General features: G+C 64.6%; 27 protein-coding genes. 15 read left to right on the top strand and 12 right to left on the bottom strand.

The features are described 5' to 3' along the window. The first annotated feature begins 13 nt into the window (after positions 1–13). Positions 14–874: an aromatic amino acid exporter YddG gene (gene yddG, locus ACQY7X_RS10970; protein ID WP_428249956.1), complete on the top strand. Its 861-nt coding sequence runs from the start codon at positions 14–16 to the stop codon at positions 872–874. An 86-nt stretch (positions 875–960) separates the two neighbouring features. On the opposite strand, the gene ACQY7X_RS10965 is transcribed toward yddG, so the two are convergent. Both ACQY7X_RS10965 and rmuC read right to left on the bottom strand, forming a co-directional pair. After that, positions 961–1380 (bottom strand): cupin domain-containing protein, encoded by a 420-nt coding sequence (locus ACQY7X_RS10965; protein WP_428249955.1) that lies wholly within the window; start codon positions 1378–1380, stop codon positions 961–963. After that, complete coding sequence (rmuC, locus tag ACQY7X_RS10960) at positions 1377–2771, bottom strand: DNA recombination protein RmuC (protein WP_428249954.1); 1395 nt, start codon at positions 2769–2771, stop codon at positions 1377–1379. The genes ACQY7X_RS10965 and rmuC overlap by 4 nt, the downstream gene beginning before the upstream one ends. Positions 2772–2829: 58 nt before the next feature. Here rmuC and def point away from each other — a divergent pair, with 58 nt between their 5' ends. The 3 genes from def to truA are packed head-to-tail and all read left to right on the top strand — an operon-like array spanning position 2830 to position 5017. After that, complete coding sequence (gene def / locus ACQY7X_RS10955; RefSeq protein WP_428249953.1) at positions 2830–3348, top strand: peptide deformylase; 519 nt, start codon at positions 2830–2832, stop codon at positions 3346–3348. Positions 3349–3350: 2 nt separating this feature from the next. Continuing rightward, a complete protein-coding gene (gene fmt, locus ACQY7X_RS10950; protein ID WP_428249952.1) occupies positions 3351–4274 on the top strand; it encodes a methionyl-tRNA formyltransferase in 924 nt (307 codons plus the stop codon). Then, entirely contained in the window at positions 4274–5017 is a 744-nt protein-coding gene (gene truA / locus ACQY7X_RS10945) for a tRNA pseudouridine(38-40) synthase TruA (RefSeq protein WP_428249951.1), read from the top strand. The genes fmt and truA overlap by 1 nt, the downstream gene beginning before the upstream one ends. 61 nt (positions 5018–5078) lie before the next feature. Here truA and ACQY7X_RS10940 read toward each other — a convergent pair whose 3' ends face one another. Both ACQY7X_RS10940 and dapE read right to left on the bottom strand, forming a co-directional pair. Then, the gene (locus ACQY7X_RS10940) at positions 5079–5672 is read right to left on the bottom strand and encodes a DUF6624 domain-containing protein (RefSeq protein ID WP_428249950.1); all 594 of its coding nucleotides are present in this window, start codon (positions 5670–5672) and stop codon (positions 5079–5081) included. A gap of 177 nt (positions 5673–5849) precedes the next feature. Beyond that, on the bottom strand, positions 5850–6995 hold the full coding sequence (gene dapE, locus ACQY7X_RS10935) for a succinyl-diaminopimelate desuccinylase (protein ID WP_428249949.1): 1146 nt from the start codon (positions 6993–6995) through the stop codon (positions 5850–5852). A 203-nt stretch (positions 6996–7198) separates the two neighbouring features. Here dapE and secA point away from each other — a divergent pair, with 203 nt between their 5' ends. From secA to ACQY7X_RS10900, 7 genes are all read left to right on the top strand, one after another. After that, positions 7199–9901, top strand: coding sequence for a preprotein translocase subunit SecA (secA, locus tag ACQY7X_RS10930; RefSeq protein WP_428249948.1), 2703 nt, complete (start codon positions 7199–7201; stop codon positions 9899–9901). A gap of 87 nt (positions 9902–9988) precedes the next feature. Next, a complete protein-coding gene (locus ACQY7X_RS10925) occupies positions 9989–11014 on the top strand; it encodes a DUF2891 domain-containing protein (protein WP_428249947.1) in 1026 nt (341 codons plus the stop codon). After that, entirely contained in the window at positions 11011–11322 is a 312-nt protein-coding gene (locus ACQY7X_RS10920) for a hypothetical protein (protein ID WP_428249946.1), read from the top strand. The genes ACQY7X_RS10925 and ACQY7X_RS10920 overlap by 4 nt, the downstream gene beginning before the upstream one ends. A gap of 48 nt (positions 11323–11370) precedes the next feature. Beyond that, the gene (locus ACQY7X_RS10915; protein ID WP_428249945.1) at positions 11371–12552 is read left to right on the top strand and encodes an epoxide hydrolase family protein; all 1182 of its coding nucleotides are present in this window, start codon (positions 11371–11373) and stop codon (positions 12550–12552) included. Continuing rightward, positions 12549–13004: a MaoC family dehydratase gene (locus tag ACQY7X_RS10910; protein ID WP_428249944.1), complete on the top strand. Its 456-nt coding sequence runs from the start codon at positions 12549–12551 to the stop codon at positions 13002–13004. Before ACQY7X_RS10915 ends, ACQY7X_RS10910 begins: the two co-directional genes overlap by 4 nt. Before the next feature lie 80 nt (positions 13005–13084). Then, on the top strand, positions 13085–13843 hold the full coding sequence (locus ACQY7X_RS10905) for an SDR family oxidoreductase (protein ID WP_428249943.1): 759 nt from the start codon (positions 13085–13087) through the stop codon (positions 13841–13843). 222 nt (positions 13844–14065) lie between these two features. After that, the gene (locus ACQY7X_RS10900) at positions 14066–14344 is read left to right on the top strand and encodes an usg protein (RefSeq protein WP_428249942.1); all 279 of its coding nucleotides are present in this window, start codon (positions 14066–14068) and stop codon (positions 14342–14344) included. A 4-nt stretch (positions 14345–14348) separates the two neighbouring features. Here the strand turns inward: ACQY7X_RS10900 and asnB are convergent, their stop codons facing one another. Genes asnB through ACQY7X_RS10880 form a run of 4 tightly spaced genes read right to left on the bottom strand, consistent with a single transcriptional unit; the run spans position 14349 to position 18854 of the window. Next, on the bottom strand, positions 14349–16118 hold the full coding sequence (asnB, locus tag ACQY7X_RS10895; RefSeq protein ID WP_428249941.1) for an asparagine synthase (glutamine-hydrolyzing): 1770 nt from the start codon (positions 16116–16118) through the stop codon (positions 14349–14351). Beyond that, positions 16097–17137: a glycosyltransferase gene (locus ACQY7X_RS10890; RefSeq protein ID WP_428249940.1), complete on the bottom strand. Its 1041-nt coding sequence runs from the start codon at positions 17135–17137 to the stop codon at positions 16097–16099. Before ACQY7X_RS10890 ends, asnB begins: the two co-directional genes overlap by 22 nt. Next, entirely contained in the window at positions 17137–17886 is a 750-nt protein-coding gene (locus ACQY7X_RS10885) for a glycosyltransferase family 2 protein (RefSeq protein ID WP_428249939.1), read from the bottom strand. Before ACQY7X_RS10885 ends, ACQY7X_RS10890 begins: the two co-directional genes overlap by 1 nt. A 2-nt stretch (positions 17887–17888) precedes the next feature. Beyond that, positions 17889–18854 carry a glycosyltransferase family 9 protein gene (locus tag ACQY7X_RS10880; RefSeq protein ID WP_428249938.1) on the bottom strand — a complete coding sequence of 322 codons (966 nt, stop codon included), beginning with the start codon at positions 18852–18854 and terminating at the stop codon, positions 17889–17891. Between the two features lie 68 nt (positions 18855–18922). On the opposite strand from ACQY7X_RS10880, the gene ACQY7X_RS10875 reads away from it, so the two are divergent. Together ACQY7X_RS10875 and ACQY7X_RS10870 are read left to right on the top strand one after the other, a co-directional pair. Next, complete coding sequence (locus ACQY7X_RS10875) at positions 18923–19774, top strand: YgfZ/GcvT domain-containing protein (RefSeq protein ID WP_428249937.1); 852 nt, start codon at positions 18923–18925, stop codon at positions 19772–19774. Between the two features lie 18 nt (positions 19775–19792). Continuing rightward, positions 19793–20422 carry a DNA-3-methyladenine glycosylase I gene (locus ACQY7X_RS10870; RefSeq protein WP_428249936.1) on the top strand — a complete coding sequence of 210 codons (630 nt, stop codon included), beginning with the start codon at positions 19793–19795 and terminating at the stop codon, positions 20420–20422. A gap of 10 nt (positions 20423–20432) precedes the next feature. On the opposite strand, the gene ACQY7X_RS10865 is transcribed toward ACQY7X_RS10870, so the two are convergent. Genes ACQY7X_RS10865 through ACQY7X_RS10855 form a run of 3 tightly spaced genes read right to left on the bottom strand, consistent with a single transcriptional unit; the run spans position 20433 to position 23520 of the window. Further along, positions 20433–21476, bottom strand: coding sequence for an acyl-CoA dehydrogenase family protein (locus ACQY7X_RS10865; RefSeq protein ID WP_428249935.1), 1044 nt, complete (start codon positions 21474–21476; stop codon positions 20433–20435). Between the two features lie 11 nt (positions 21477–21487). Next, positions 21488–22639 (bottom strand): acyl-CoA dehydrogenase family protein, encoded by a 1152-nt coding sequence (locus ACQY7X_RS10860; RefSeq protein WP_428249934.1) that lies wholly within the window; start codon positions 22637–22639, stop codon positions 21488–21490. An 11-nt stretch (positions 22640–22650) separates the two neighbouring features. Next, positions 22651–23520 (bottom strand): SMP-30/gluconolactonase/LRE family protein, encoded by an 870-nt coding sequence (locus ACQY7X_RS10855; protein ID WP_428249933.1) that lies wholly within the window; start codon positions 23518–23520, stop codon positions 22651–22653. Between the two features lie 139 nt (positions 23521–23659). Between ACQY7X_RS10855 and ACQY7X_RS10850 the strand changes: the two genes are divergently transcribed. Together ACQY7X_RS10850 and ACQY7X_RS10845 are read left to right on the top strand one after the other, a co-directional pair. Beyond that, a complete protein-coding gene (locus tag ACQY7X_RS10850; protein ID WP_428249932.1) occupies positions 23660–24463 on the top strand; it encodes a crotonase/enoyl-CoA hydratase family protein in 804 nt (267 codons plus the stop codon). Positions 24464–24552: 89 nt separating this feature from the next. Further along, entirely contained in the window at positions 24553–25767 is a 1215-nt protein-coding gene (locus ACQY7X_RS10845; protein ID WP_428249931.1) for a multidrug effflux MFS transporter, read from the top strand. On the opposite strand, the gene ACQY7X_RS10840 is transcribed toward ACQY7X_RS10845, so the two are convergent. Beyond that, the gene (locus ACQY7X_RS10840; RefSeq protein WP_428249930.1) at positions 25764–26753 is read right to left on the bottom strand and encodes a glycosyltransferase family 2 protein; all 990 of its coding nucleotides are present in this window, start codon (positions 26751–26753) and stop codon (positions 25764–25766) included. The genes ACQY7X_RS10845 and ACQY7X_RS10840 overlap by 4 nt on opposite strands. Between the last annotated feature and the right edge of the window lie 77 nt (positions 26754–26830).

Genomic DNA, 26830 nt, shown 5'->3' with positions numbered 1-26830 from the left:
TACGGCAGCGCAAATGCGCGCCACGCTTATTGGCGCCTGCGCCATCCTGCTCTGGTCTTCACTGGCCCTGCTCACCACCTTCACCGGCCAGGTGCCGCCGTTGCAGCTCACCGGCATGACCTTCAGTCTGGTTGCCCTGCTGACGCTTGGCACCTGGATCGCGCGGCGGGAGAACCCGCTGAAATACCTGCGCCAGCCGCCTGCTGTCTGGGCCCTGGGGATTTTCGGCCTGTTCGGCTATCACGCGCTCTATTTCGTGGCGCTGAAACTGTCCCCGCCCCTGGAAGCCAGCCTGATCAACTATCTCTGGCCGCTGCTGATCGTCGCCTTCTCCGCCCTGCTGCCGGGAGAAAGGCTGCGCTGGTTCCACAGCATCGCCGTGTTGCTCGGCCTCGCCGGCACCATCGTGCTGTTTCTCGGCAAGGATATCGCCTTCGATCCGGCCCATCTGCCGGGCTTCCTCGCCGCCTTCGCCTGCGCCATCACCTGGTCGATATACTCGGTCCTGAGCCGCCGGTTGCCCGATGTGCCGAGCGGCTCGATTGGCGGCTTCTGCGCGGCCGCGGCTTTGCTCGCCTGGATCGGCCATGGCTTGTGGGAAACCACGCTGTGGCCGGGCAGCACCACCGAATGGCTGGCGGTGCTGGCACTGGGTCTGGGGCCGGCCGGCGGCGCCTTCTTCTTCTGGGATATCGGCATGAAGCGCGGCGATATCCGTGCGCTTGGCGCACTGGCCTATGCCACGCCGCTGCTCTCCACCCTGCTGCTGATCCTGTTCGGCAGGGGTGCCTTCACCTGGCAGGTCGCCACCGCCTGCCTGCTGATCGTCGGCGGCGCCGTGCTGGGTACCGGGGATTTACGGAAGAAGGGATAATTCTTTTTGTCACACCCGCGCAGGCGGGTATCCCATTCAGCCAAAGACAAATGGGTTTCTCGCTTGCGCGAGAATGACGGGAAAATTCACGGCTCCCAGCCGGGCGGCGCCAGTTCAAAGCCCTTGAAGTCAAAGCCCGGCGCTACGGTGCAGCCGACCAGCGTATAATCGCCGCTGGTTTCCGCCGCCTGCCAATGGCCCGCCGGCACCACCGCCTGGGGCCGCTGGCCGGCGAGGATATCACTGCCGAGCGATAGCCATTTCGCCTTCTCGCCCGGCGCGGCAATGCCGAGCCTGAGCGGCGCACCGGCATAGACATGCCAGATCTCGGCGGCATCGACGCGGTGCCAATGGGACCGCTCGCCGCGCTTCAGCAGGAAATAGATCGCCGTGCCATGGCTGCGGCCATTGCTACCCGCAGCATCGCGGAAGGTTTCAGCGAAATGGCCGCCTTCCGGGTGCGGCTGCAGGCCCAGCGCGGCGATGATGGCGTCAGCTTCACTCATTCGACTTTTCCTATCCGCGCCGGCAGCACTTCCTCGGCTTCGGCATCGATGGCATCGCCCTGCTGCACCGTCACCTGTACGCCGGGCAGCGCCTGCGGCGGCTGCTTGCTTGGCCGGATGCCAAGCTGCGCCAGTTTGCGCACGCGCGGCAGCAGGCGCGAATTCACCGAGCGGGTGAAGGCTTCAAGCTGCTCGGCGGCGGTGGCGAAACCCTTGGCGGATTTCTCGGCCGCGCCAAGCGCCGTCACCAGGCCATCGATCAGGAGGCGCACAGCCTCGACGATCTGTTCCTGGTTTTCTGATTGCCTGCCGGCATAGATGTTCATCCGCGCCATGCTGACGATGGCGGCCAGCGCCGAAGGCCCGGCAATGACGATATCTTTTTCCGCCGCCAGCCGCTCCAGCGCCGGATCGGCCTGGCGCAGCTTTTCGACAGCGGCATCGTTTGGCAACGCCATGGCGATGATGCTGCGGCCAAGCGTGCCGCCACGCCCGAGCGTCTTGTAGGTATCGAGCACCGCCTTGCCGTAATCCTTGCCGCTGAGCGCGCGCAGATGCTGGTTCATGCGCTGCGCCAGCCGCACCAGGGCATCCTCCGCCGCCGCTTCGGTTTCGGCCTCGGCGAGATCGAGCAATGTCTTGGATGCCTTGGAATCGATCACCAGCGCGGCATCGCCGGGCAGGTAGACCACGGCATCGGGACGCAGCGCGCCGCGCTCGCCATCCGCTGCCGCGTGATACTGCACCACGAAATCGACACCGGGTTCGAGGCCGAAGGATTTCAGCAGATTCTCCAGGCCGATTTCCGCCATGCGCCCGGCGCCGCCGGGATGCGAGATGGCGCGGTGGATGGTCGCCACCGTGATCTGGGTCTGGCTCAACTGCGCCGCGCTGGCGGCCTGGCCGGCGCTCACCTGTTCGAGCCGCTGGGTCAGCGCCTCCGTGGTCTGCTTGATCGCCACTTCCTGCTGCTGCTTGGCGACTTCCGCCTCGCGCTTATGCTGCTCCAGCAACTGCCCGGAAAGCTGCTTGCCGCTTTCCAGCGTGGCGGCCTTGGCGGCCTCGGTCATCTGCGCTTTCAGCTGCTCGAAATCCATCAGCTTCTGCCGCGCCAGGGCGGCATCGCGCTCGGCCTCGACGCGGCGGCCGAGTTCCAGTTCCTTGGCGGCCAGGGCGGCATCGCGGGCGGCGACCGCCTTTTCCACCTCAAGCCCGAGCAGGCGGGATTTTTCCTCGGCGGCGGCGCGGTCGGCCAGGGCCTGTTCCAGCCGGGCCTGGAGCGGACCCAGGGCATCAGGCGCCTGACTGCCATTGCCGCGCAGGTAGAGCAGCACGATACCGCCCAGGATGAGCAGCAACAGCGGAATCGCGAGAATCAGGGGGTTATCCATGCTCTAATCCATAGCAGCGGGCTTGACGGACCGCCAGCCCGGCCCTTATTTCCCTGCCATGGCCCTGTTACCCATCCTTGTGGCACCAGACCCGGTGCTGACCCAGATTTCCACGCCGGTTGAAACGGTGGACGACGAGATTCGCCGTACCCTCGACGACATGCTGGAGACCATGTATGCCGCGCCCGGCATCGGCCTGGCGGCGATCCAGGTCGGCATTGCCAAGCGCATGCTGGTGATCGACGTATCGCGCGAGGACGAGGACAAGCAGCCGCTTTACATCATCAACCCGGAAGTGACCTGGGTGTCGGATGACGATCAGTCCTATGAAGAGGGCTGCCTGTCGCTGCCGGAGCATTATGCAGAAGTGGTGCGCCCGGCCGAAGTGAAGATCGACTATCTGGATTACAATGGCGAGAAGCGCGAACTGCATGCCACCGGGCTGCTGGCAATCTGCCTGCAGCATGAGATGGACCATCTCGAAGGCATCCTGTTCGTCGATCACATCTCGGCACTGAAGCGCAACATGATCCTGCGCAAGCTGGTAAAGACGAAGCGGCTCAAGGCCGAGGCCTGACCATGGCGAAATTGCGCCTGGTTTTCATGGGCACGCCGGATTTTGCCGTGCCGGTGCTGCGCGCCTTCCTTGAAGCCGGCGACGAGATCGCCGCCGTCTACACCCAGCCGCCGCGCCCAGCCGGCCGTGGCTACAAGCTGACGCCATCGCCGGTGCAGGCTTTCGCCGAGAGCCAGGGCCTGACCGTGCGCCATCCCACCAGCCTGAAAACGCCGGAAGCCCAGGCGGAATTCGCAGGCCTGAACACCGATGCGGCGGTGGTGGTGGCCTATGGCCTGCTGCTGCCGCAGCCGATCCTGGAAGCGCCGCGCTTGGGCTGCTTCAACCTGCATGCCTCGCTGCTGCCGCGCTGGCGCGGCGCCGCACCGATCCAGCGCGCGCTGATGGCCGGGGATGCACAAACCGGCGTCTGCGCCATGAAGATGGATATTGGCCTGGATACCGGCCCGGTACTGGATCGCGTGGTGGTGCCGATCGGCCCGCGCATGACCGTGACCGAGCTGCATGATGCCCTGGCCGCTGCCGGCGCGCCGCTGATGCTGCGCGCCCTGCATGCCCATGCGCGCGGCGAAATGCAGCCCGTGCCGCAGGCCGCCGAGGGCGTGACCTATGCCGCCAAGCTGAAAAGCGATGAAGGCCGGCTCGACTGGACAAAGCCCGCCGCCGAACTCGACCGCATGATCCGCGCCCTCAATCCCGGCCCCGGCAGCTTCACGGAACTGGAAGGCGAGCGGCTGAAAGTGCTGGTTGCCGAGCCGGCGCCAGGAAAAGGCACACCAGGCACGGCTTTGGACGATAGGGGCCTGATTGCCTGCGCAGACGGCGCGCTGCGCCTGCTGCGGTTGCAGCGACCGGGCAAGCCGGCCATGGACATCGCGGCGTTTCTCAACGGCCGCCCGCTGCCCGCCGGCACGCGGCTCGGCTGATGCCGCGCTACAGGCTCACGCTGGAATATCATGGCGGCCCCTATGTCGGCTGGCAGCGCCAGGATTCGGGCCGCTCGGTGCAGCAGGCGGTGGAGGAAGCCCTTGCCGCCATGCTGGGCAATGCCGAGACGCCGCAGGTTTTTGCCGCCGGCCGCACCGATGCCGGCGTACATGCGCGCGGCCAGGTGGCGCATGTCGATCTGCCGAAAGATTTCACACCGGCGCGGCTGCTCACCGGCATGAATTTTCATCTGCGGCTGGAGCCGGTGAGCGTGCTGCATATCGAGTATGCTGCAAGTGATTTCAACGCCCGCCTGCATGCGAAACAGCGGCATTATCTCTACCGCATCCTGACACGGCATCCGCCGCCGACCATCGAGGCCGGGCTGGTATGGCATGTGCCGGTAAAACTCGATGCCGAAGCAATGCATGCGGCGGCGCAGCGCCTGGTCGGGCATCACGATTTCACCAGCTTCCGCGCCAGCGAATGTCAGGCGAAATCGCCGCTCAAGACGCTGGAGGAACTGCGCGTCGAACGGATGGGGCCGGAAATCCACATCCATGGCCGTTCCCGCAGCTTCCTGCATCACCAGATGCGCAATATGGCCGGCACGCTGAAGCTGGTGGGCGAAGGCAAGTGGCATGCAGACGACGTGAGCGCAGCATTGGCGGCCCGCGACCGGCGTGCCGCCGGACCGACCGCGCCGCCCGATGGCCTCTACTTCATGGCCGTGGATTACTAGCGCCAGCCGCTCATCTTGCTTTACTGGCGCTCAGCGCCAGCCGCCATCTGCTTTCTGGCGCTCAGCGCCAGCCAACCGCCTGCGCCCAGGCATCGAATTCCGTCTGGCGCTTCGCCCAGTTGCTTGGCGGCATTTCGCCACGCGCGGCCTTTTCCTTGCGCTCGATGACGATGGCATCGGCCATCGGCACCAGATCGATCGCCTTGCGGCGCTGATCGACGGTTTCCGGCGCTTCGATCGGCAGCGGATTGACCTCGCCGGCGGCATCCCAATCGAATTGCGAGCCATAGACCTGTGGCTTGCCTTCCATGACGCAGATGCGGTCCATGAGGAAAGCGACATGCCAGCGCGGCACCGCGCCGCGTTCGGCGGCTTCCTCGATCAGTTCGAGGCAGGCACGCATGAAGTTCGGCAGGCCAATGGCATGCTGCACCACCAGGAAGGCGACCGTGGCGCCATCCTCGCCGACGCGATACTTGTCGGGCCAGCCGCCCTGGTCGACGATCTCGGCCAGTTCGCGCGCATTGGCGTTGTAGACATCACGCAGGGCGTCGTTATAGCCCTCGAACAGCCCACCCTGAATGGCGGCCCGCTGGCGGGCCTGGGTATCGCGTTCGAGCATATCGAACAGGCGGCGGCGAAGATGATCGTCCATGACAGGTCCAGTTGGCTTGAAGCGGCGGGAAAGGCTTACTGCCAGACGCCGGCGCACCGAATCAGCGGGCGATTCGCCACGTTGTTAACGTGCCTCGACGGCGCGCCAACCGCAAGCATGCCACTGCGAGCAGCGACAGTCGGGTTGTGCAACCGTTACATTTTGGCAGATTGACCTTCAGGCGAAATAGCGCCGCAGCATGCCGAGATAGACATCCGTCAGCGCACGGATATCCGCCACGCCGGCACGCTCGTCCACCTTGTGCATGGTCTGGCCGACCAGGCCGAATTCCACCACCGGGCAATATGCCTGGATGAAGCGCGCGTCGGACGTGCCGCCGGTGGTGGAGAGCTCCGGCTGCCGGCCGGTGCCTTCCGCCACGGCTTCCGCCATCGCCTGCACGAAGGGGCCGGGCTGGGTGAGAAAGGGCCGCGCGCCATCCTCGAAGGCAATTTCCACTCGTCCCTCGCCGCCCAGGCCGCAACAAGTCTCGATCCAGGCCTTCAGGCCGGCGGAGTTCTGCTCGGTGTTGTAGCGGATATTCAGCACCGCGCGGGCCTGGGCCGGGATCACGTTGGTGGCGGCATTGCCGACATCGATGGTGACGATCTCCAGGTTACTCGGCTCGAAATGCGCGTTGCCGGTATCAAGCCGGCGGGTTTTCAGCGCCTGGAGGATATCGAGCAGGCGCGGCACCGGGTTATCGGCCAGATGCGGATAGCCGACATGGCCCTGGATGCCATTGACGGCAATGCGGGCGGTGAGCGAGCCGCGCCGGCCGATTTTCATCATTTCGCCCAGGCGCAGCGGGTTGGTCGGCTCGCCGACCACGCAGGCGGACAGCTCCTCGCCGCGATCTTTCAGCCATTTCAATACTTTATCGGTGCCATTGATGGCCGGGCCTTCCTCGTCGCCGGTGATCAGGAAGCTGATCGAGCCGTCGAAACCGGGGCCACGCTCGGCCAGGAAGCGTTGGCTGGCGGCGGCGAAGGCGGCAATGGCGCTTTTCATGTCGGTGGCGCCACGGCCATAGAGCTGGCCGTCGATGATCTCAGCGCCGAAGGGATCGACGGTCCAACCCTGGCGGTCGCCCACCGGCACCACATCGGTATGGCCGGCGAAACAGAAATTCCGGCCGCCCGCACCAAGGCGGGCATAAAGGTTATCCACATCCGGGGTGCCGGGTGCGGTGAATTTCAGCCGGTGGCACTCGAAGCCCAGGGGTTTGAGGGCCGCTTCCAGCACGCCCAATGCGCCAAGGTCGGCGGGGGTGACGCTGGGGCAGCGGATCAGGTCTTGGGCGAGCGCGACGGGATCGATCACGGGTTTACTCCTTGCCGGGGAAAGCGATGTAACCCCTTGATACGGTGCGGGTCAACATGGCTGCCAAGGCCCTGAAAGCCCAGCTTTTGCGCCCGCTTGCGTTGACAGAGCGCCCCCCGCCCCTTATCTGTCACCCGGGCCCTTTTCCGGCCCCGGGCGCCGGTAGCGGCGCCCAAACCCCAGCCGACAATCAGAGGTACGGCATGTTCGGCGCGCTCGCCAAGAAATTGTTCGGTTCGGCCAATGACCGCGCGGTGCGCGGCTTCACCAAGAAGGTGCAGGCGATCAACGCGCTGGAACCGCAGATGGCCGCCCTGACGGACGACCAGCTGAAGGCCAAGACCGCCGAATTCCGCAGCCGCCTGGAACAGGGCAGCGACCTGGATGACCTGCTGGTGGAAGCCTTCGCGGTGGTGCGCGAAGCGGCGAAACGCGTGCTCGGCCAGCGCCATTATGATGTGCAGCTGATCGGCGGCATGGTGCTGCATTCCGGCAAGATCGCCGAAATGAAGACCGGCGAAGGCAAGACCCTGGTGGCGACGCTGGCGGTGTATCTGAACGCGCTCCCGGCCAAGGGCGTGCATGTCGTCACCGTGAACGATTACCTGGCACAGCGCGATGCCGAATGGATGGGCCGCGTCTATGGCTTCCTCGGCCTCACCACCGGCACCATCGTGCATGGCAAGGATGACGAGGAACGCCGTGCCGCCTATGCCTGCGACGTGACCTACGGCACCAACAACGAATACGGCTTCGACTATCTGCGCGACAACATGAAGTTCCAGCGCGAAGCCATGGTGCAACGCCCGTTCAGCTTCGCCATTGTCGACGAAGTGGACAGCATCCTGGTCGACGAAGCGCGCACGCCGCTGATCATTTCCGGCCCCTCGGAAGACACCACCGACCTCTATGTGAAGGTCAATGTGCTGATCCCGAACCTGGTGCCGGAGGATTTCGAGAAGGACGAGAAGCAGCGCACGGTGAATTTCACCGAGGCCGGCACCGAGCATATCGAGCAGCTGCTGCGCGGCGCCGATCTGATCAAGCCCGATACCGACCTTTACGACATCGACAACATCGCCGTGGTGCACCACGCCAACCAGGCTTTGCGCGCCCACAAGCTGTTCACCCGCGATGTGGATTACATCGTGAAGAACGGCAAGGTGGTGATCATCGACGAATTCACCGGCCGCATGATGGAAGGCCGCCGCTATTCTGATGGCCTGCACCAGGCGCTGGAAGCCAAGGAAGGCGTTGAAGTCCAGACCGAGAACCAGACCCTGGCCTCGATCACCTTCCAGAATTATTTCCGCATGTATCCGAAGCTGGCCGGCATGACCGGCACGGCGGCGACCGAGGCGGCGGAATTCACCGATATCTATAATCTCGAAGTGGTGGAAATCCCCACCAATGTCGATGTGAAGCGCATCGACAACGATGACGAAGTCTACCGCACCGCGCGCGAGAAGTATGAAGCCATCGCCACGGTGATCGCCGAATGTCGCGCCAAGGGCCAGCCGGTGCTGGTCGGCACGGTGTCGATCGAGAAATCGGAACATCTCTCAGACCTGCTGAAGCAGAAGGGCGTGCAGCATGCGGTGCTGAATGCCCGCTTCCACGAGCAGGAAGCCGGCATCGTCGCCCAGGCCGGCCGGCTTGGCGCCGTCACCATCGCCACCAACATGGCGGGCCGCGGCACCGACATCCAGCTTGGCGGCAATGCCGAAATGCGCATCAAGGCCGAGACTGAGGGCCTGGAAGGCGCGGCACTTGAGGCCAAGGTGGCAGCGATCCGCGCCGAAGTGGCGGCCGAGAAGGAAAAGGTATTGGCCGCAGGCGGCCTTTGCGTCGTCGGCACCGAGCGCCATGAAAGCCGCCGCATCGACAATCAGCTGCGCGGTCGTTCCGGCCGCCAGGGCGATCCCGGCGCCTCGCGCTTCTTCCTCAGCCTGGAAGACGACCTGCTGCGCATCTTCGGCTCCGAGCGCATGGATGGCATGCTGCAGAAGCTGGGCCTGAAGGATGGCGAGGCGATCACCCATCCCTGGATCAACAAGGCGCTGGAAAAGGCGCAGCAGAAGGTGGAAGCGCGGAACTACGATATCCGCAAGAACCTGCTGAAGTTCGACGATGTGATGAACGACCAGCGCAAGGTGGTCTACGAGCAGCGCATCGAGCTGATGAGCACCGACAATGTCGCCGATACCATCGCCGACATGCGCCGCGAGATCGTCGAGACCCTGGTGACGCGCCATATCCCCGAGAAGGCTTATGCCGAGCAGTGGGATGCCGCCGGACTTGAGGAAGAAGTGCGCCGCGTTTTCGGCCTTGAGCTGCCGATCCAGGAATGGGCCAAGGAAGAAGGCATCGCCGATACCGAGATCCATGAGCGCCTGCAGGATGCCGCCGACCGCAAGATGGCGGAGAAGGCAGCGAATTTCGGCCCCGACCTGATGCGCATGATCGAGCGCAGCCTGCTGCTGCAGGTGCTGGATCAGGCCTGGAAGGAGCATCTGCATCACCTGGATTATCTGCGCCAGGCTATCGGTCTGCGCGCCTATGCCCAGAAGGATCCGCTGAACGAATACAAGCGCGAGGCTTTCGCGCTGTTCCAGCAGATGCTGCTGCGGGTGCGCGAGAATGTCACCGCCGTGCTGGCGCGCGTAGAAGTGCGCGCCGAGGAACCGCCGGCCGATCTGTTCGCGCGCCCCACACAACAGATGCAGGAAGGCCGTGGCGAGGCACTGGAGGGCGGCGGCGATACTCAGCCGACACTTGCGGCGCGTCCGGTGCAGGCATCAGCCCAGGTGGATCCCAATGATCCGAATACCTGGCGCGCCACGCCGCGCAACTCGCTCTGCCCCTGCGGCTCGGGCAAGAAGTACAAATACTGCCACGGCAAGTAACCCAGGCGGGGCTGTTCCATCGCATTGCCAAGCCAGGCAGCCACGAGTTTCCTTTGTGGCAAGACTGGCTTGTGCAATGCTGACGGCATGACACAATCCCGCCTTTCCGCTATCCAGGCCGGGCGTTTCGCCGCCCTGCCGCTGCGCAATCTGGGGCGCGAATACCCCAACAGCCTGGCGCATTTCGCCCATAATGATGCCGACATGCGGCCGCCCCGCGAACTGCACCCGATCTTCTGGGGCAGTTATGACTGGCATTCCTGCGTGCACGGCTGGTGGCTGCTGACGCGCTGCCTGCGCCGCCATCCAGAGATGGCCGGGGCAGCGGAAGCCCGCGCGCTCTATCCGCGCTTCTTCACCATCGCCGCCGGTATTGGCGAAGCGGATTATTTCTCCGCGCCGGGCCGTGGCACCTGGCAGCGTCCCTATGGCTGGGGCTGGCTGCTGGCGCTGAGTGCCGAACTGGCCCAGTGGGACGACCCACAGGCAGCGGAATGGCGCGATGTGCTGAAGCCGCTGGAGACTGTGATCCTGGACCAGTTTCCGTCCTATCTGGCGAAGCTGACCTACCCGATCCGCGTCGGCACCCATTTCAACACCGCTTTCGGCCTGCTGCTGGCGCTGCATTTCGCCCGCGTGATCGACAAGCCGGCCATGGTGACGCTGATCGAGCAGGTAGCGCGGCGCTATTACGGCCAGGATGTCGATTACCCCGGCCATTACGAACCGAATGGCGACGACTTCCTCTCCGGCGGCCTGGTCAGCGCGCTGTTGATGAGCCGCATCATGCAGCCGCCGGAATTCGCCGCCTGGTTCGGACATTACCTGCCGGGCTATCACAATGGTGGCGCCGGGCCGTATCAGCCGGCCATCGTCGCTGATCGCAATGACGCCAAGGGCGTGCACCTTGATGGCCTCAATCTTTCGCGCGCCTGGTGCCTGCGCGGCATCGCCGCCACGCTTTCAGCCGGGCATTCCGCCCATGGCGTGCTGATGGGCCTGGCCGACAGCCACGAAGCCGCCAGCCTGCCCTTCCTGGAAAGCGGCGAATATGGCGGCGAGCATTGGCTGGCTACTTTCGCCGCCCTCGCCATCGAGGGATTGGAAGATTGAACCTGCGCGCCATCCTGCTGAGTCTGCCGCTGCTGCTGTTTGCCGGCACCATTCTGACCGGGGCCGCCCTGGCGCAGCCCTCGCGCTGCTCAACGCCGCCGCGCCCGCCGGGCTGCCTGGAGCGCCTGGGCAGCACGGCGGATAATCAGGCCGTGGCCTATTGCCGCGCCGAGGTGAATGATTACCGCCGGCGCATGGACCGCTATATCGACTGCCTGAACGACGAAGCCGACCGGGGCCGCCGCGAGCGCGACCGCGTTGAGAGCCGGCTGGATTGCTACGCGCGCGGCGGCAGCATCTGCCCCTGAAGGTTCCGGGGCGTGACAGTCCCACCGTTCTGTGGCTTGCTCAGACCCATGGAAACGCTCGAAACCTATAAGCCGCAGCCCTTCACCATCGCCGTGCCGGAAGCGGATCTTGATGATCTGCGCCAGCGCCTGGGCCGCACCCGCCTGCCAGTGCAGCCAGCCGATTCCAGTTGGCAGTACGGCGCCAGCCGCGCCTATATGGCACGCATCCTGGAATACTGGCGCGATGGCTTCGACTGGCGGCAATGGGAAGCCCGGTTGAACCGGTATGAGAATTACCGCGTCAGCCTACCGCGCCCCGATGATGGCACGCCGCAGACCGTGCATTTCCTGATCGCCCGCAGCAGCCACCCGACGGCGCGGCCTTTGCTGCTCACCCATGGCTGGCCGGGTTCGGTATTCGAGTTCATCCATATCCTGGACCGGCTGACCCAGCCGGAACGCTTCGGCGGCAAGGCCAAGGATGCCTTCACGGTGATCTGCCCGAGTCTGCCGGGCTATGGCTTCTCGATCCCGCTCAACAGGCCGATCAGCCCGCGCCAGATCGCTGCTTTGTGGCATGGCCTGATGACCAGGGCGCTGGGCATCCCGCGCTTCTTCGTGCAGGCCGGCGATTGGGGCTCGATCGTTTCCTCCTGGCTCGGCGCGGATTTCCCTGAAGCCGTGGCGGCAATGCATCTCAACATGGTGCCGCTGCGCCCGCCGATCACCGCACCCTTGAACGAAGCCGAGAAAACCTGGGCGGCGGCGGTGAAAAAACGCCAGAGCACCGAGGCCGGCTATTTCGCCATCCAGAGCACGAAGCCGAACACGCTGGGCTTTGGCCTTTCCGACAGTCCGGCGGGACTGGCGGCCTGGATCGTGGAGAAATTCCACGGCCACCCGCGCGGCGCGGCCGCAAGCGAGCCGCCGTTCAGCATGGATGACATGCTGGCAACCATCGCGCTTTACTGGCTGACCGACACGGCCGCTACCGCCACCTGGCTCTACTGGGCCGCCGTGCAGAACGGCGATCTGGCGCTGAAGCCGGGCCAGTTCGTGGCACCACCGACGGCCTTCCTGCTGCCGCCCTGGGATCTGGTGCCGCCCTCGCCGCCGGGCTGGCTGGAGCGCGGCTACAATGTGGTGCAGCACCGCGTGATGCCGCGCGGCGGGCATTTCGTCGCCATGGAGCAGCCGGATATTTTCGTTGAGGATGTGCAGGGGTTTTTCAGGAGTCAGAGCTTATGAGCCGCAGTGACCGTTACTACGAGGATTATGATACCGGCGAGGTGATCCAGGCCAATGGCGTCACCGTTTCGGAAGCCGACATTCTCGACTTCGCCTACCGCTACGATCCGCAGCCCTTCCATCTCGACAAGGAGGTGGCCGGCAAATCGATCTATGGCGGCCTGATCGCTTCCGGCTGGCAGACCGGCGCGCTGGGCTTCCGCATGCTGATGCAGGCCGGCCTGCTCGGCAAAGGCAGCATGGGTTCGCCGGGCCTGGATGAACTGCGCTGGTACAAGCCGGTGCGGCCGGGCGACACGCTCTATGGCAAGGCCAGCGTGGAGGAAAAGCGCGAATCCAACTCGAAGCCGGATCGCGGCATCGTGAAACTGAAATACTGGGTGGAGAACCAGCGCGGCGAGATGGTGATGAGCTTCTACGGCAACCAGCTCGTTGCCAAGCGCCCGGCCTGAAGCCCTGCCGGCCCTTGCCTCGCCCGAGGCGCGGGGCCAAAGTAACCAACGGGATACAAACACAATCGGAGGAAACCCGCATGTCCGCTCCCCGCAAAGTCGCTCTCGTCACCGGCGCCACCGCCGGCATCGGCAAGGCCTCGGCCCTGGCACTCGCCAAGGCCGGCTACGATATCGTGCTGGCCGGGCGCCGGCTGGAACTGCTGGATGCGGCGGCCAGGGAATGTGAGGCATTTGGCGTCAAGGCCATCGGCGTCGTCACCGATGTCGGCAACCCAGATTCGGTGAAGGGCCTGTTCGCCAAGCTGAAGGCCACCTTCGGCCGGCTGGACGTGCTGTTCAACAATGCCGGCATTGGCGCTCCCGCCGTGCCGATGGACGAATTGAGCTTCGAGCAGTGGAAGGCCGTGGTGGATACCAATCTCACTGGCCCGTTCCTCTGCACCCAGGAAGCCATGCGCATCATGAAGGCACAGGAACCGCAGGGCGGCCGCATCATCAACAACGGCTCGATTTCGGCCTATGCACCGCGCCCGTTCTCGGCGCCCTACACTGCCACCAAGCACGCCATCAGCGGCCTCACCAAATCCACCTCGCTGGATGGCCGCGCCCACAACATCGCCTGCAGCCAGATCGACATCGGCAACGCCGCCACAGAGATGACCGAGCGCATGACCAAGGGCGTGCCGCAGGCCAACGGCACCATGATGGTGGAGCCGCGCATGGATGTGCGCCACGTCGCCGAATCCATCGTGCATATCGCCAACATGCCGCTGGATGCCAATGTGCAGTTCATGACCGTGATGGCGACCAAGATGCCGTTCGTCGGGCGCGGGTAGGCCGCTCCCTTAAATGCGTCAGACCCGCGCAAGCGGGTATGACGCATTTAAGCCGGCTGTTAGCAGCCATGAATCCCGAGTGCCATTCTTTGTGGCCTTAAGACATTTTTATTGCAGTGCAACCAGACTGTCCGGCAGGCTTAACGCATGGGTGCCGGGTTTCGGTTGCCTCAAAGCCGGCGATCGGATTTCGGCCTCAGCTTGACCAAGCAAGGAGGCAGAATGACCGTTTTGTCTGGTGCCGAACGTCTGGAACGCCTGCTGCATTACCGGCTGACCACGGCGGAAATCCTCTACCGCATGCCCGATCATCCCAGCCTACTGCAAAGCTATGTGTGGCAGGAATACGATCTGGCGCCGAAATTCCCCGGCCTGCGCAAGTTCCTCAATTTCTGGGAAGCCAGCCTGGAGGGTAAGCTCTATTCGGTGCGGGTGGTGTCGTCGGAGCTGGTGAAGCCGGCGGAAATCCGGGCCGCGAGCGAATCGTTCAGCCTGCACTGATCTTTTAGCGCACGGCGAGCAAATCGAAGGTGTCACCCTCGGCTTTATGGCCGAGGATATGATGCTGGTGCCATAGCGCATAGAACAGCAATGCCCAGGCGGCAAAGCCGTTGCGTTCGGCGCCGGCCGCAAAAAGCTGCGTCACGGCTTCCGGCTTAAACGCCTCGGCGATGCCCGGTTGCCGTGCGATCAGTGGCGCCACGCGTGCGCCTTGGGCTGCGATCCATTGCCCGACAGGTACGGTGAAGCCTCGCTTGCGCGAAAACGGCTCGGCCTCGGGCAGATGTTGGCTGAGCCAGCGGCGCAGCAGATGCTTGCCCAGGCCATCGCGGATCTTGAGGCCGTCATTGAGGCCGAAACCGAACGCGCTCAAGCCCACCGCATCCACCGCGCCGCAATCGAGGAACGGCGTGCGGCCTTCCAGCGCATTGCGCATCAGGCAGCGATCCAGCTTGGTCAGCAGATCGTTCGGCAGCCAATCGGCGATATCGAGGCGCTGCGCTGCCTGCAGCTTGGTCTCCTCCACTAGGCGCGTCTCGCGCTCAGCAATGCCATAGCCGCTGCGCCATTTCGCCGGCGGCACGCGGAAGAGATCCAGGCCATCCAGCGCGCCCTTGCGCCGCAGCGGCTTGGCGAACAGTAGCCGCATCGCCGAACGGTAGCGACCATAGCCACCGAAGATTTCGTCGCCGCCCTCACCCGAAAGCACCACTTTCACCTCGCGGGCGGCGAACTGCGCCAGCTTGAAAGTCGGCAGGCAGGCGTAATCGGCGGCGGGATCGTCCATCGCTTCCGCCACGCGCGGCAGCAAAGACCAGAAATCGGCCGCCGTGAAATCGACGCTGCGATGCTCGGCGCCGACCTTGCGCGCCAGCGTAGCGGCCAGATCGCGTTCGTCATGCAGGCCGCTATCGGGAAAGCCCAGCGAATAAGCCAGCACCGGGCGCGGATTGAGCCGCGCCATCATCGCCAGCAGGGCCGAGGAATCGATGCCGCCGGAAAGAAACAGCCCATAGGGTACATCGGCGCGCTGATGCAGATCGACGCTTTCCTGCAACAGGCGATCCAGTTCGGCCAGGGCTTCCGCCTCGCTGCGTGGCGTGGCCGCGGCTACAGGGGCCACCCGCCGCAGCCGCTCGACGACGCGGCCCTGACGACAGATCACCATCTCGCCCGGCAGCAGGCGGTGAATACCCTGGAAGATCGTGTCAGCGCCCGTCGTGAACTGCAATTGCAGCAATTCATCGCGCTTCGCCGCCACCAGGCGCGGCGCGATCAGGCCGGAAGCGATGATCGCCTGTGGTTCGGAGGCGAACAGCAGATGGCCCTGGGCTTCGGCGTAATAGAGCGGCTTGATGCCGAAGGGATCGCGCGCCAGCAGCAGCGAGTCATCGCGCGGATCATGCAGCGCGATGGCATACATGCCGCGCAGATGCTCCACAAAGCTCTTGCCCTGACGGTGATAGAGGTGCAGCGGCGGCTCGCAATCAGAGCCGGTAGCGAAATTCACGCCCGGCAGCAGCGCGTAGAGTTCGCGGTAATTGTAGATTTCGCCATTGGCGACCAGGGCCAGGCCCTCGGCACCGAACAGCGGCTGTTTGCCGCCTTCAAGATCGATGATCGCCAGCCGCGCCTGGCCCAGAGCCACCGAACCATTGATATGGCTGCCTTCACCATCGGGGCCGCGATGGCCGACGGCTCGCAGCATGCGGGCCAGCAGGGCCGCATCCGGCGCCGCGCCATCGGCGCGCATCAGCCCGGCAATGCCGCACATGCCTGCACTTCCTCGAAGAAACGCTGCCAGGTAGCAACCACCGCCGCCTCGCTATGGTCGCGGGCGAATTGCAGCTTGCCGGCGATGCCGAGCTTCTGCGCCAGTTCCGGCAGGCTCAGCACCTCGCGGATCGCGGCGGCCAGGGCGCGGTGATCTTCCACCGGCACCAGGATGCCGCTTTCACCTTCCACCACATATTGCTTCGGGCCTTGCGAAGCGGAAGCAACCAGCGGCTTGCCTGCGCCCCAGGCATCCAGAATCACATTGCCGAACGGTTCATGCCGCGACGGAACGACATAGACATCGCAGGCCGCCGCCAGCGCCTCGCGGTCGTTGCGCCAGCCGAGAAAGCGCACGCGGCGCGCGACACCCAGACTCTCGGCCAAGGCCTGGAGTGCAGCCCGCTCCTCGCCCTCGCCGGCGAGCCAGAGATAGGCTTGCGGCAGATCGGCCAGCGCGCGCAGCAGCACGTCAAAAGCCTTATTCTTGTGCAGCCGGCCCATGGCCAGCAGCAGCGGTGCGTTGGCCGGTGTATCGAGTTCGGCGCGCAACTGCGGCGGCGCCGGATCGAAGCGGCCATAATTGGCAATCGCGCGCACGCGGTCGGCGCGGAAACCCGCCTCGACACAATGGCGCGCGATATCGGGCGTGTTGGCCACCAGCCAATCGGCCTTGCGGTAATGCTTCAGATCGTAATAGCCGCCGAGGCGGGCAACGATGGGATAAGGCCCGCGCGGCATCTTCTCGGAAGCACGGCTCATCCAAGTCATCACGATATCGGGCCGCTGCCGCCTGGCCAGCCCGCGCAATTGCCATGGCGTGATGAGATCCAGCGCGCCGCCGAATTTCAGTTCCACTGGTTCGATGCCACCCTGGCGCAATTGCGCCGCGCGTTCGGCATGGCGGCGGATGACGACGTCCTGTGCGATGCCGGCGGCCTGGAAAGCGATTGCCAGATTGACAAAATAGGTCTCGGCGCCGCCCTGTCTTGCCCCCGCCATGACCTGCAGCAGGCGCATTATTCCGGCTTCTCCAGGCTGGCCTTGAGATAGCTGAGGATCGGATAAAGCCCGGCCATCAGCGCGATCAGGAAGCCGTATTGCCCTTCGCGGTAACCCTTGCGCGCGACATAGCATTTCCAGAAGCGCGAGAAGATGCGCCGCACATTGGGCCAGAATTCGCCGATATTGCCGCTTTCGCGCAGATCCGCGGCGCGCGATGTGGTGTAGCGGTCAAGCCGGCGCAGCATGTCGGAAATGTCGGTATCGACATAATGCTCCATGGGCGTGTTCAGACTGCGCTTCTCGCCCTTGAGATCGAGGGCCGGATGCACGCGCTGGCTGCCCCAGCTCTTGGCGCCGCGCGAGAACAGCCGGGGTGCCGCCGAGACGCCCCAGGCCGCGCCCCAGCCATAGCGCACCAGCCGGCCACCGATGTAATTGTCGAACGGGATCAGGAAATAGCCTGGCGCCGCCGATTGGATGGTGTTGCGGATTTCCTCGGCCAAAGCCGGCGAGACACGCTCATCGGCATCCACTTCCACGGTCCAGTCACCGCTGCACAGGGCAATGCCGGCATTGCGGCGCGGCCCTTCCAGCGGCCAGGCACCTTCCAGGATGCGCGCGCCGGCGGCCAGCGCGATCTCCTTCGAGCGATCCGTGCAGCGGTCCAGCACCACAACGATCTCGTCGGCGAAGCCAAGCCTGGCAAGGCAATCGCCAAGCTGTGCTTCCTCATTATGGGCAACGACGAGGGCGGAGAGTTTCATGCTCAATCGTCGTCATCCTGGCAATAGCGCCACAGCGTCTCGGCGGCGCGCTGCGCCTTGTCGACACTGAGGGTCAGCATATGGCTGTCATGCTTGCGGTAGTCATAACCGGGGGCGCTCACGATCTCATCATAGCTGAGATCGGTGCGCACCGCCGCCGTCTTCTGGCCCCAGGGACCATAAACCGATTCCTTGCTCGGGCCGAACAGGCCGACCGTGGGCGTGCCGACCGCCGCCGAGAGATGCATCAGGCCGCTGTCGTTGCCGATATACATGGCACAACGCTGCAAGGCGGCGGCAAGATCGAGCAGATCGAGCTTTCCGATGAAATTCAGGGCGCGGTCCGGCGGCAGCAGGTCCAGCGCCGGCTTGGCCAGGGCTTCCTCACCCGGGCCACCGAATACCGCGATGCGGGCGCCGGGCAGGATGCCATCCGGGGCGGTGAGGCGCTGCGCCAGGTCGGCGAAGCGCTCGCCCGGCCACATCTTGCCGCCCCAATTGGCAGTAGGGCCGATAGCCAGCACCGGCTGCTTGCCATCCCACAGTTTGGCGGCGCGCTTGTGGTTGGCTTCGCCGATCCAGATGCGCGGCGCGGTGGGCGGCAGGCGCAGCAGCTGGGAGAGCACGATCACCCGGTGCACACTGGAACCGGAGCCATGGAACACGCGGCGGCGATAGGCCATCAGGAATTGCGACAGGCCGGAGCCACGCAGATCGATCACCATGCTCCAGCGGGTGGTGGCGACCTGCTTCCACAGCTCCCACCAATGTCGCGCCCAGGGCTTCTTTTCCACCACGATCAGCCGTTCCAGATTCGGCATCGCCGAGGTCTGAAACAGGCCGGCGGCGGCAGGGCCGCAGGCAACGGTGATCTTTGCCAAGGGGTCGCGCTCCACAATGCCGGCGAGCAGGCCGGTGGAAAGGATGGCGTCGCCCAGGCGATTGGAGGTGATGAACAGAATGCGCATGGCCGGGCGGTTATAAAAGGCCCGCCCCGGCTTGCCAAGCCGGGGCCGCTCCCATACCTGTTAACGCCATGATCCCGTTAACCCATATCCCGCTGCCAGACCGCGCCCTGCTGCGGCTGGACGGCCCCGAGGCCAAGGATTTCCTCAACGGGCTGATTTCCAACGATGCCCGGCATTTGGGGCCGGAGGCACCGCTTTTCGCCGCCCTGCTCTCACCCCAGGGCAAGTTCCTGTTCGAATTGCTGCTGGCCGAATGGCAGGGCGCCGTGTGGCTGGATACCGAGGCCGCCACCGCGCCGGAACTGGAAAAAAAGCTGAAAATGTACCGCCTGCGCGCCAAGGTGGAGATCGCGCCGCAAGCCGGCTGGCGCGGCTATGCCCTGCTCAATGCCGGGCCTGATATGGCGATCCCGGCGGAAGGCTTCGCCTTCACCGACCCGCGCCTTGCCGGGCTGGGCCAGCGCCTGTGGCTGCCGGAAGGCGTGCCGCCGCCGGGAGTCCCGGGGGAGATGGCTGCATACGAGGCGCTGCGCTTGCAACTCGGGGTGCCGGACGGCACGCGCGATATAGAGCGCGACAAGGGCCTGCTGCTGGAGAACCATTTCGAGGCACTCAACGGCGTCGATTTCAACAAGGGCTGCTATGTCGGCCAGGAACTCACCGCGCGCACCAAGTATCGCGGCCTGGTGAAGAAGCAGCTTTTTCAGGTGCAGGCCGAAACGGCTTTACCGGCACGCGGCAGCCTAGTGCTGCTGGATGGCCAGGAGGCCGGCGAACTGCGCACCAGCCTCGGCAATCATGGCCTGGCTTTGCTGCGGCTGGAAGCGGTGGCGAAGGCCGCGGCAGGCGGCCAACCACTGACCTGCGAAGGTATTGCACTGACCGCCAGGCTCCCGGATTATGCCGCGCCGAAACAATAAGCCCGCGGGAATGCCGAGATGCCGGCCGGACCTGAAGACAAGCGCACCAGCCTGATTCACGACGACGGCAAATGCCGCTGCGGCTGGCCCGGCCATGATCCGCTTTATGTGCAGTATCACGATACCGAATGGGGCGTGCCGGAATGGGATGACCGCGCGCTATTCGAGAAGCTGATCCTGGATGGCTTCCAGGCTGGCCTGTCGTGGATCACCATTCTGCGCAAGCGTGACAATTTCCGCCGCGCCTTCGATGGCTTCGAGCCGGAAAAGATCGCGCGCTATGACCGCCGCAAGCTCGACCGCCTGATGCAGGATGAAGGCATCGTGCGCAACCGCGCCAAGATCGACGGCAGCGTGCTGAACGCGCGCGGCTGGCTGGCGATCCAGGAACAGCACGGCAGTTTCTCGGAATACCTGTGGGATTTCGTCGGCGGCAAGCCGAAGCAGAATACCTGGACCCACCTGCGCGAAGTGCCGGTGGAAAGCCCGGAAAGCCAGGCGATGTCGAAGGCCCTGAAGAAGCAGGGCTTCACCTTTGTCGGACCCACCATCGTCTATGCCTTCATGCAGGCGGTGGGCATGGTGAACGACCACACCACCGACTGCTTCCGCCACGGGCAGGTAAAGAAGCTGAAGCGCCGGGCTTAAGTGCCGAACTCTAAGTACCGGTCAGCAGCGGCCAGAACGCCTCGCCGCCCTGGCCGCAGACCAGTTCGCCGAGCCGCTGCTGCCACAGCGTTTCATTGCCGAATTCATCGCGCCAGGACCACAGCCGGCGAGTAGAGAAATGCAGCGGATGCTCCTGGGTGAAACCCATGGCGCCATGCACCTGATGGATGATCGCCGCCACTTCGCCTGCCGCCTCGCCAACCCGTGCCTTGGCTACCGCCACGGCGAAAGCAAAGCCTTCGCCACCATAAGCCTCCACAGCTAGGTCAGCCGCTGCCGTGGCAGCCGCGAGATGGCCGGCGGCAACGGCCAGCATATGCTGCACCGCCTGGAACTTGCCGATGGCGCGGCCAAACTGCACGCGCTCATTGGCATAATCGAGGCCATGATCCAGGCTGCGCTCCATGGCGCCGACCATCTGCTGCGCCCGCAGCAGGGCGCCCAGCGGCAGCAGGCCATCCGCCGTGATTCCTGCCGGCGCCGGCAGAGTCTGCACGGCCAGGCCATCGCAGAGAAGCGTATCGCGCGGCTCATAGGCGACATTGCGGCGCGCCTCCGCCTTGGCCCCGCCTTTCGGCAGCAGGGCCAGATGCAGCGCACCGGTCGTATCGCGCAACAGCAGCAGCACATGATCCGCCGCCGCGCCCCAAGGCACACGCCTGGCATTACCCTGGATGTGGCCATTGGCGAGATGCAGCATTTCCGGCGCCAGGGTGATGACGCCTTCGGGCACTTCACCGCCGGCCTCGGCCCAAAGCCTGGCTGCCAACATATGTTCTGGCAGGGGCAGCGGCAGGGCGTGATAGCCGGCCAACCGCACCAGCGCCAGGGCATCCGCTGCCGGCAGCCCGACGCCACCAGCCTCCTCGCTTACCATGGCCAGCGGTAGACCCGCGCGGTCCACCTCGCGCCACAGTCCGGCCTGCCATTCGCCCTGATCGGCGGCAAGCAGGGCTTCCTTGGTGGCATATTGCTGCAGCAGGCGGCCGGCCTGCTCGATCAGGATAGCGGAAAGTTCGTTAGCGTCGCTCATTGCCGCCTCCCTCAACGCAGGCCAAGACCACGGGCGATCATGCCGCGCAGGATTTCGCGCGTGCCGCCGCGCAAGGTGAAGGAGGGTGCATTCAGCAGCACATACGCCAATGCTTCGCTGAATTCCTCCCCCGGTTCATCGAAGCTCGGTTCCACCGGCACCAGCTTGCGTGCCACCTCGGGGATTTCGCGCTCGAACGTGGTGCCAACTTCTTTCACCAGAGCCGCTTCGGTGGCCGGGTTATGCCCCTTCTCCAGCAGTCCGGCGATGGAAACCGACATGCGCCGCAAGGCAGCGGCATGGGCAACCAGACGGCCGACTTCCACCGATTGCCGTGCATCGGGCTCAGGCCCCACCTTGTTGATCAGTTCCGCCAGCAGGCGGTAGTCGGAGAGGAAACGGTCGGGGCCGGATCGCTCGAAAGCCAGCTCGGCAGTGACCATGCTCCAGCCCATGCCTTCGCCGCCGAGCATGGCATTATCCGGCACGAAGCAATCGCGGAACACCACTTCGTTGAATTCCTGCACGCCGGCAAGATTGCGGATCGGCCGCACCGTGATGCCGGGCGATTGCATGTCGACGATGAACTGCGTCAAGCCGATATGGCGGTTCTCGCCCGCCTGCGCCGTGCGCACCAGCACGATCAGGTAATGCGCATGATGCGCATTGGAGGTCCAGATCTTGGCGCCATTGATCAGCCAGCCGCCTTCCGTTTTCGTGGCGCGGCTGCGCACACTGGCAAGGTCTGAGCCGGTATCGGGCTCGCTCATGCCGATGCCGAAATAGCATTCGCCCGAGGCGATGCCGGGCAGCAGCAGCTTTTTCATCCGCTCGCTGCCGTGGCGCAGGATTTGCGGCCCCGACTGGCGGTCGGCAATCCAATGCGCGCCGCAGGGCGCGCCATGGGCCAGCATTTCTTCCGTCACCACATAGCGGTGCAGGTTGGTGAGCGCATGGCCGCCGAATTCCTTCGGCCAGGTGATACCGATGAAACCCGCCTTGCCGGCGCGGCGGCTGAATTCGGCATTGAAGCTGATCCAGCTATTGCGGTTCGGCTTGAACAGGCCGGCATCGCGCTGCTCTGCCAGGAAGGCGCGCAGGCGCTGGCGCAGCGCGGCGGTATCGGTAGGAAGTTCAGGCGCATCGAAGCGGAAGGCACGCATTGCAAATCCCCTTAATCCACTAGATCCGCCGTGAGGATACGGCCCTGGATCGAATCCGTGACATAGATGCGCTTGTCGCGCATCGCTAGATTGGTGGTGTAGCTGTCGGCTGGCGCCTCATAGAGCGCCAATGGGCGGTTTCGGCTATCGAAATGCCACACGCCGATCTGCATATGCGCCACCAGCAGGCGGCCTTGGGCATCCATGGCGATGCCATCGGGGCCGATGCCGCCGGAAAGCTGCACTGCGATGCCGACCTTCACCGGCTCGCCTTCAAACAACGGCACGCGCCAGATTGCATTGCCGCGCGTCATCGCCACATAGAGCCACGGTTTCTGGCGATCGAACACCAGGCCATTCGGGCTCGGGCCATTGCTGAGCAAAATCGAAACGCTGCCATCGGGTGTCATGCGCAGCACCCGGCCACGCGGATCATGCAGCCCGGTCTGGCCCTGATCGGTGATGTAAAGATTGCCATCGAGGCCGAATGTGAGATCGTTCAGGCCATGCAGCGGCTGGCCGCCAACGGTATCGAACAGCACTTCATGGCTGCCCCTGGCCGGATCGATGCGCACCAGGCCGCGCCGGAAATCGGCCACCAGCAGGTGGCCATCGGGCAGAACCTTCAGCCCATTCGGCCAGCCATCATATTCGATCACCAGATGCCAGTGGCCTTGCGGATCGCGCCGGAAAATGCGGCCAAATGGAATATCGACGATATAGAGGTTGCCCGCCGCATCGAAATCCGGGCCTTCGAGAAAACAGCCGGCATGATGGCCGGCCAGGTTGATATCGGCCCAGCGACTCTGGCGCGGCTTGGTGAAGCGCTCAGGGAGCCGGTCGAAAATTTCCAGCGACCGCGTCTCGGGCGGGGCATACATGCGGCGTTTCCTTTTTCTGCTGCCAGCATGACCAGCAATCGCCGGGTTATCAAGCGGCGGCAGCTCTTTCCCGGCCCGGCGCGTTGGCAGCCACCCCAATGGCGCGCTAAGCTTGCCCCACACACACCAGGAGGAAACCATGAGCGCACAAGATGCGGTGATCTACACCCAGGATGGCGGCGTCGTCACCCTGACCTTGAACGAGCCGGATACCCGCAACGCCATCTCACCGGCCATCGTCGACGGCATCACCAATGCCTGCGCGCGGATCAATGCCGACATGAGTGTTTGCTGCGTGGTAATCACCGGCGCCGGCAAATCCTTCTCCTCGGGCGGCAATGTGAAAGACATGCGCGAACGCACCGGCCTGTTCGGCGGCAGCCCACTGGAAGCACGGCGCGGCTACCAGCATGGCATCCAGCGCATCCCGGAAGCGATGCAGGCCATCGAGGTACCGACCATCGCGGCGGTGAACGGCCATGCCGTGGGCGCAGGCTGCGACCTCAGCATGATGTGCGACATCCGTGTCGCCGCCGAGGACGCCGAATTCTCCGAGAGCTTCCTGCGTGTCGGCCTGATCTCCGGCGATGGCGGTGCCTGGTTTCTGCCGCGTGTGATCGGCCTATCGCGGGCGATGGAAATGACCTTCACCTGCGATGTGATCAAGGCCCCGCAGGCTTACGCCTGGGGCATGGTGAATCATGTGGTGCCGCTGGATCAGTTGCTGCCCGAGGCGCAGAAGCTGGCGAAGCGTATTGCATCGCAGCCGCCGCAATCGCTGCGTTTATCGAAGAAGCTGATCCGCGAGAGCCACGGTATTCCGCTGCGCGCCAGCCTGGAAATGGCCGCCGGGATGCAGGCCCTGGTGCAAAGCAGCCAGGATCAGAGCGAGGCCGTGACCGCCTTCTTCGAGAAACGGGCACCGAAATTCATCGGCAAATGAAATACAGGGCCCGGTAACGGCCCCGTCAATTGACGTAGGGCGGCGGCAGGCTATGCTGCCGCCCTTCCCCGCCCCCGCAGTACCCCCTCATGTCCGCCGCCCGTTCCTCCCGTCCGTCGCTTGCGATTCTGATCGCCATGACAGCGCTCGGCCCCACCGCGCTGAATATCTTCATGGCCTCGATGCCGGGCATGGTGCAGGTGTTCAACACCGATTACGGCACCATCCAGCTTACCCTGACGCTCTACCTGGTTGGCATGGCCTCGGCGCAAATCGCCTATGGCCCGATCTCGGACCGCACCGGGCGGCGCCCGGCCCTGCTCTGGGGCGTCGGCATCTATATTGCCGGCGGCCTGCTCTGCGCCGCAGCCTGGAATGTGGAAGTGCTGATCTTCGGCCGCCTGCTGCAGGCGCTCGGCGGCTGCGCCGGCATCGTGCTGTCGCGCGCCATCGTGCGCGACATCTATGATCGCTCCGAATCAGCAGCGATGATCGGCTACATCACCATGGCGATGAGTCTGGCGCCGATGTTCTCGCCGGCCATCGGCGGCTATCTCGATTCCTGGATCAGCTGGCGCGCCAGCTTCGCGGTCTGCGTGCTATTCGGCAGCGGCGTGGTGCTGTGGGCCTATCTGCGTCTGCCGGAAACCCTGAAGGCCGGTGCCGACCCCCTGCCGGCGGGCAGCATGCGCCGCTATATCGGCGACCATGTGACGCTGCTGCGCCATCCGGCGTTCCGCGGCTATGCGCTACAGACCACCTTCGTTTCCGGTGTATTCTTCTCCTTCATCACCGGCGCGCCCTTCGTGGTGATCACGGTGCTGAAACTGCCGCCATCGACCTATGGCCTGTGGTTCATCCTGGTATCGGTCGGCTACATGCTCGGCAACTTCTCCACCGGGCGGCTGGTGCACCGGCTGGGCACCGACCGCATGTTCACCATGGGCGCCGTTATCTCGGTGGCCGGCTCCGGCCTGATCGCGCTGTTTGGTTTTCTCGATATCGTCACACCGGCAACGGTGTTTCTGCCCATGGCCCTGGTGGCGGTGGCAAACGGCATCACCCTGCCCAATGGCATTGCCGGTGCCATCTCGGTAAACCCGAAGCTGGCCGGCACGGCGGCGGGCCTGGTCGGCGCCATGCAGATGGGCATGGGCGCGGTGGCCACCCAGATCGTCGGCCATTGGCAGGACGTGCAGCCTAATCAGTTCCCGATGGTGCTGACCATGCTGGGCATGTCGCTGGCGGCTGGTGCCACCTGCCTGCTCAGCGCCAAGGCGCGCGGGCAAATCTCAAAATCCTAAAGCCGATTCGCCGGCGCGCGGGTGAACAGTTCGCGCGGATTCCAGGTGATGGCGCGGGCAATGGCCCAGGTTGAGGCCCGGCGCTGCGCCTGAATCCGGCGCCGGCTGACCCAGGCTTGCGGCCAGCCACGCCAGGCATCACGCAGCGCCCGGCCCATGGTTTCGCCCTTGCCCAGCCGCAACAGCCGCAACCAGAGCAGCACCAGCAACCCGACATGCAATGGCAGCAAGGGCCAGAATAGTGGCCAGGGCATGTTCTTGATGAAGCACCAGATCAGATTGCGGGTGCCATGGTAGCGTGCGAAATCCGAACCCGGCCCGCCCGATGTAGCACTGCCGACATGATGCACCACGGCGGCAGGGACTTGCACGCAAGTCTCACCGCGCAGCCGCAGGCGAAAGCCTAAATCGACATCCTCGACATAGCAGAAGAAACTCTCATCGAAGCCACCGGCGGCTGCAAAGGCTTCGCGGCGGCAGAGTGCGGCTGCGGCACAGGCGGTGAATACCTCGCCTTCCGCCAGTTTCGTGCTCGCCGGCCAACCGTAGCCGCCGCGCCATGCCTGACCATTGAAGAAATAGCGGTCGCCAGCGCCATCAAGAATGCCTGGATTGGTGGCATCAAGCTGATGTGAGCCAAACAGCGCCACGCCGGGATAACGCTGCGTGGCATCGAGCAGTTTACTCAGCCAATCCATGGCTGGTATCGCATCGGGGTTGAGAAATGCCAACCATGGCGCGCGGGCCTTCGCCGCCAGGCGGTTATTGCCGGCAGCAAAACCAAGATTGGCGCCGGCCGCCTCGAAACGGAAACGCGGGTCACCATCGGCGGCTTGGATTGCTGCCGCCCAGGATTCATCGCTGGAGCCGTTATCGAGCAGCAGCACTTCGAAATTCGACGAATCTTGACGACGCAGAGCGTCGATACAGCGGGCCAAGTGCCCGCCCGCGTTGAAGTTCACGATCAGTATGCTTGCGACGACCATGGCCTATCATGAATTCCTGGTCACAGCCTGCCAAGCCCCGTTGACCATTCCAGGATGGATTGTTAGGGATAGACCAC

This window comes from Ferrovibrio sp. (genome assembly GCF_965278975.1).
Classification (GTDB): domain Bacteria; phylum Pseudomonadota; class Alphaproteobacteria; order Ferrovibrionales; family Ferrovibrionaceae; genus Ferrovibrio.
The sequence above is the reverse complement of the archived record's forward strand: the minus strand, read 5'-3'. Positions and strand labels throughout refer to the sequence as shown.

Coding starts and splice junctions, on each gene's coding strand:
- def (WP_428249953.1), top strand. CDS start 2,830: ATGGCCCTGTTACCCATCCTTGTGGCACCAGACCCGGTGCTGACCCAG.
- ACQY7X_RS10840 (WP_428249930.1), bottom strand. CDS start 26,753: ATGGTCGTCGCAAGCATACTGATCGTGAACTTCAACGCGGGCGGGCAC.
- ACQY7X_RS10855 (WP_428249933.1), bottom strand. CDS start 23,520: ATGTATGCCCCGCCCGAGACGCGGTCGCTGGAAATTTTCGACCGGCTC.
- secA (WP_428249948.1), top strand. CDS start 7,199: ATGTTCGGCGCGCTCGCCAAGAAATTGTTCGGTTCGGCCAATGACCGC.
- ACQY7X_RS10940 (WP_428249950.1), bottom strand. CDS start 5,672: ATGGACGATCATCTTCGCCGCCGCCTGTTCGATATGCTCGAACGCGAT.
- ACQY7X_RS10915 (WP_428249945.1), top strand. CDS start 11,371: ATGGAAACGCTCGAAACCTATAAGCCGCAGCCCTTCACCATCGCCGTG.
- ACQY7X_RS10965 (WP_428249955.1), bottom strand. CDS start 1,380: ATGAGTGAAGCTGACGCCATCATCGCCGCGCTGGGCCTGCAGCCGCAC.
- ACQY7X_RS10865 (WP_428249935.1), bottom strand. CDS start 21,476: ATGAGCGACGCTAACGAACTTTCCGCTATCCTGATCGAGCAGGCCGGC.
- asnB (WP_428249941.1), bottom strand. CDS start 16,118: ATGTGCGGCATTGCCGGGCTGATGCGCGCCGATGGCGCGGCGCCGGAT.
- fmt (WP_428249952.1), top strand. CDS start 3,351: ATGGCGAAATTGCGCCTGGTTTTCATGGGCACGCCGGATTTTGCCGTG.
- ACQY7X_RS10880 (WP_428249938.1), bottom strand. CDS start 18,854: ATGCGCATTCTGTTCATCACCTCCAATCGCCTGGGCGACGCCATCCTT.
- ACQY7X_RS10870 (WP_428249936.1), top strand. CDS start 19,793: ATGCCGGCCGGACCTGAAGACAAGCGCACCAGCCTGATTCACGACGAC.
- yddG (WP_428249956.1), top strand. CDS start 14: ATGCGCGCCACGCTTATTGGCGCCTGCGCCATCCTGCTCTGGTCTTCA.
- ACQY7X_RS10900 (WP_428249942.1), top strand. CDS start 14,066: ATGACCGTTTTGTCTGGTGCCGAACGTCTGGAACGCCTGCTGCATTAC.
- rmuC (WP_428249954.1), bottom strand. CDS start 2,771: ATGGATAACCCCCTGATTCTCGCGATTCCGCTGTTGCTGCTCATCCTG.
- ACQY7X_RS10890 (WP_428249940.1), bottom strand. CDS start 17,137: ATGCGCCTGCTGCAGGTCATGGCGGGGGCAAGACAGGGCGGCGCCGAG.
- ACQY7X_RS10845 (WP_428249931.1), top strand. CDS start 24,553: ATGTCCGCCGCCCGTTCCTCCCGTCCGTCGCTTGCGATTCTGATCGCC.
- ACQY7X_RS10850 (WP_428249932.1), top strand. CDS start 23,660: ATGAGCGCACAAGATGCGGTGATCTACACCCAGGATGGCGGCGTCGTC.
- ACQY7X_RS10910 (WP_428249944.1), top strand. CDS start 12,549: ATGAGCCGCAGTGACCGTTACTACGAGGATTATGATACCGGCGAGGTG.
- ACQY7X_RS10875 (WP_428249937.1), top strand. CDS start 18,923: ATGATCCCGTTAACCCATATCCCGCTGCCAGACCGCGCCCTGCTGCGG.
- truA (WP_428249951.1), top strand. CDS start 4,274: ATGCCGCGCTACAGGCTCACGCTGGAATATCATGGCGGCCCCTATGTC.
- ACQY7X_RS10905 (WP_428249943.1), top strand. CDS start 13,085: ATGTCCGCTCCCCGCAAAGTCGCTCTCGTCACCGGCGCCACCGCCGGC.
- ACQY7X_RS10925 (WP_428249947.1), top strand. CDS start 9,989: ATGACACAATCCCGCCTTTCCGCTATCCAGGCCGGGCGTTTCGCCGCC.
- ACQY7X_RS10860 (WP_428249934.1), bottom strand. CDS start 22,639: ATGCGTGCCTTCCGCTTCGATGCGCCTGAACTTCCTACCGATACCGCC.
- ACQY7X_RS10885 (WP_428249939.1), bottom strand. CDS start 17,886: ATGAAACTCTCCGCCCTCGTCGTTGCCCATAATGAGGAAGCACAGCTT.